At 31.1% G+C, this 3377-nt stretch carries 3 protein-coding genes; all 3 read right to left on the bottom strand.

Annotated elements, in window-relative coordinates:
• Positions 1–81: 81 nt before the first annotated feature.
• Genes B5F09_RS14300 through B5F09_RS14290 form a run of 3 tightly spaced genes read right to left on the bottom strand, consistent with a single transcriptional unit; the run spans position 82 to position 3251 of the window.
• Positions 82–1104, bottom strand: coding sequence for a tyrosine-type recombinase/integrase (locus B5F09_RS14300; RefSeq protein WP_087375000.1), 1023 nt, complete (start codon positions 1102–1104; stop codon positions 82–84).
• Complete coding sequence (locus B5F09_RS14295) at positions 1094–2056, bottom strand: tyrosine-type recombinase/integrase (RefSeq protein ID WP_087374999.1); 963 nt, start codon at positions 2054–2056, stop codon at positions 1094–1096. Before B5F09_RS14295 ends, B5F09_RS14300 begins: the two co-directional genes overlap by 11 nt.
• Positions 2049–3251, bottom strand: a complete 1203-nt coding sequence (locus B5F09_RS14290) for a tyrosine-type recombinase/integrase (protein ID WP_087374998.1) — start codon at positions 3249–3251, stop codon at positions 2049–2051. The genes B5F09_RS14295 and B5F09_RS14290 overlap by 8 nt, the downstream gene beginning before the upstream one ends.
• Positions 3252–3377 lie beyond the last annotated feature (126 nt).

Here is a 3377-nt window from a genome sequence, read left to right as displayed (position 1 = left end):
GACTATGCCGAAGAAAAAACTATACCGAAGTTTTGGATACGTAAGATGAAAATAGCCTAATTCTTCGGTATAGTATTCCTGTTAATCCAGACTATATGGATCCTTAACTTTTATAGATTTTTTCCATAATTTTTCATCTTTTGTTTTACCAAAAGTCTTATTCAATGCTTCTGACATCATTTCTAATGTTGCGAATGCATAGAATCCAGTTGTTGTTGACATGCTTTCGTGTCCTAACAGCTGCATAATAAAAGGTAATGGTACACCATTTTTATATAAATCCATTGCTTTTGTTTTACGTATCATATGACAATGGACCTTTTTTGGTACCGATTCGTTTTTTTCTCTTGCTATTTCTACTGCTTTTTTTAAAATCGATGCGATGCTATCAGTTGACAACTGATGAGGTTTATTGTCCAGGTTTGAATAAAATAAATATTCATCTACCGATTCATCATGAAATTCATCAAGATATTTTTTTAAATGATTTACAGTTCTTGTTGTAAGTGGTACATTTCTCAACTTTTTTCCTTTACCAATAACTGTTATATATGGATTAGAAACATCCAAATGTAGTGAAGATACTTTGAGATCAGAAAGTTCCTGAACACGGCAACCAGAATCGTACATCAAGATAAGCAATACCTGATTGCGCCTATGTTTTTTATTATCATTTCCATAAGCGGACAAAATAGCTTTAGTTGCCTCCGGTTTAAGATATTCTATAGGTTTTTTTATTGTTTTTTGACCTCTGATGGATTTGGCGTTGTTGTAAAATACTGTCAATTCGAAATCTTCTTCAGAAGCAAATTTCAAAAACGATTTCAATGCTGTCATTCTTAAATTGATGGTTTTTGGAGAAGATTGATTATTTTTTAACCAGATAATATAATCTATCATATTTTCCCTTGAAAATATTTCAAAAGTAATTTTATCATTGCTTATATTTTTTTCTTTATTGATAAAACGAAGATAAAGTTTTATCGACGTTTTATATGATTCAATTGTTTTATCAGATAAATTTCTTACCAGAGGCATGTATTCATGCAGGAAACTTCGAGCCAGTTTCCAGAATGAGTAATCTTTTTTTCGATTATATTTCATCCTCAACCACCTCTGGAATCAGTTCGCTACTTAATAAAGAAAGATCATTATATTTTGGGAAAAAATCAGGAATCAGATGAATATAATAATATGTACTTTCTATATTTGAATGACCCATAATTGTCATAAGATATGGTAGTTTAGCCATGACATTTTCATTATTCGATGACCATTTAAGGATATTTTTACATGCAAAGTAATGTCTTAAATCATATGCCCTTGGTCTGACTTCTGTATCTTTTCTCAAACCGGCTTGATCCCAGATTTTGTTAAAATATGACGAAACAGCATTTGATGGATAATAGCGATCAGCTATATCTGAAAAGAAGTATTTTCTGTTTGGGGTTATGCGACTCATTGTACTATGATACCTTCTAAAGAATTCAATAGATTCATCATTCATGAAAATTCTTCTATCACAATGCGTTTTGGTTGCAACTATATCTATATACCCTAGATCCAGATGAACGTTTTTAGTTTCAAGTACGCGAGCTTCTTTACACCTTGTACCAAAATAATATAAAAATCTAAATAATGCCGGCAGAACAATAGACAGTCTAATCGTATTGGCTGTTTTGGAATAAATATCAATCTGATTAAAAAATCTTTGAAGTTCTACATCAGAAAAAAGATATACGTTGCTTTTGTATCTGACGGCCTTATATTTATCGCTTAATATATATGATATATTATCCTGGCTGTTCATATATTTACCCAGTTCTCTAATATATGACATATAACCCATATATTGTGATTTGCTGCGTTCTTTTTTGTGATGGATCCATCCTTCAACTGTTTCTTTTTCCAGATAATCATAATTTCCATGTTCCAGATTATACCTGTCAAAATCACATAAAGTCCATTCACCTGTTTTGTATATAATACCTATAGAATGTTTGAATTCAAGAAATAATATAATCTTTTCAGCTAGTCGGCTTTGAAATTTAGTCATCAATTTCACCACCAATTCCGATATCCCTCATTAAAAGAACGCATTCTTTTAATCTTTCTGAATCAGTAGATATATAGATGTTTGTTGAATTAGGATCTGAATGCCCCAGTATCGATGAAATGGTTTCTAAGGAAACTCCTTTTTGTACAAGTGCAGAAGCAGTATTATGCCTTAAAAAGTGGATACCGAAAAATCTATCATCTTTGGTTATGTTAGCTTTATTCATAATTTTATTAACTATTATGTAACACGCTGAATGATCAGCTAAAGGTTTAAATGGTGGATGGTGACTTACGAAGATGTTTTCATAATCACTTTTTTCACGTTCCTGAGTTATATATAGATACAAAGAATTTCCAATTTCTGTGTATAATGGAACGATAACTTGATTCCCGGTTTTTGACTGTACAAAATGAATACACTCATTATGCCAGTCGATATCTGATAGTTTTAATGCTACTATATCACAGGCTCTTATACCTAAGATATAACCTAGTAGAAAAATAGATTTATCTCTATAGGTTACCTGGTCAGAGGTTAATACTGCTTGAATTCTATTGCATTCATCCGTACTCAGGATCGGTATGATTTTTTTTGTTTTTGGTAAACGAAGACCACTAATCTGCTGTAGAAGATCGTTTCTTTTGATAAATTTAAGGTATGAGCGAACGCCACTTATGACATATCTTTGTCTTTTTGGCTTGAAGGTCATGAGAAAATTGTAAATTAGCTCAATAGATAAATTATCTATTGCATGCAGTTTATTATCAGATAAAAATCGTAAGAAAAGATAAGCGTAATAACTATAATTATGTTTGGTCGTTTCTTTGATATTTCGGTCATATATATAATTTTTATATGCCTCATATTCGCCTTGAAATCTTATTATATCATCGTCATATTTTTTACCCTTTTTAATAGACAAATCGAAATAACCATGTTCCAAATAAAAGTTTAGAAATCTTGTTAAACGACCTCTATCAAAATATCTATGGGCACTAAAATGACCATTAATATAAATGTCAGCAGCGTATGCATTTCCCAGTTCAAGAGTATATTCCTCGCTGCCATGACTTTCACAAAAACGCCTTAAAACATTCAACTCTCTCCTGTACTTAGCTAACGTTGATTGTTTGTAGTGATTCTTTTTCAAGAACATTAAAAGTTCTTCTGATAAATAGATTAAATTATTCATAATGTTATCCTCCTTATAAATAGGATAACATTAGTTGTTTGGTATTAGAATACTATACCGAAGAATTAGGCTATTTTCATCTTACGTATCCAAAACTTCGGTATAGTTTTTTCTTCGGCATAGTCG

It is taken from the genome of Erysipelatoclostridium sp. An173 (genome assembly GCF_002160495.1).
Classification (GTDB): Bacteria; Bacillota_I; Bacilli_A; order Erysipelotrichales; family Coprobacillaceae; genus Thomasclavelia; species Thomasclavelia merdavium.
Note: the sequence above shows the minus strand (reverse complement) of the source record. Positions and strands in the feature narration are given on the sequence as shown.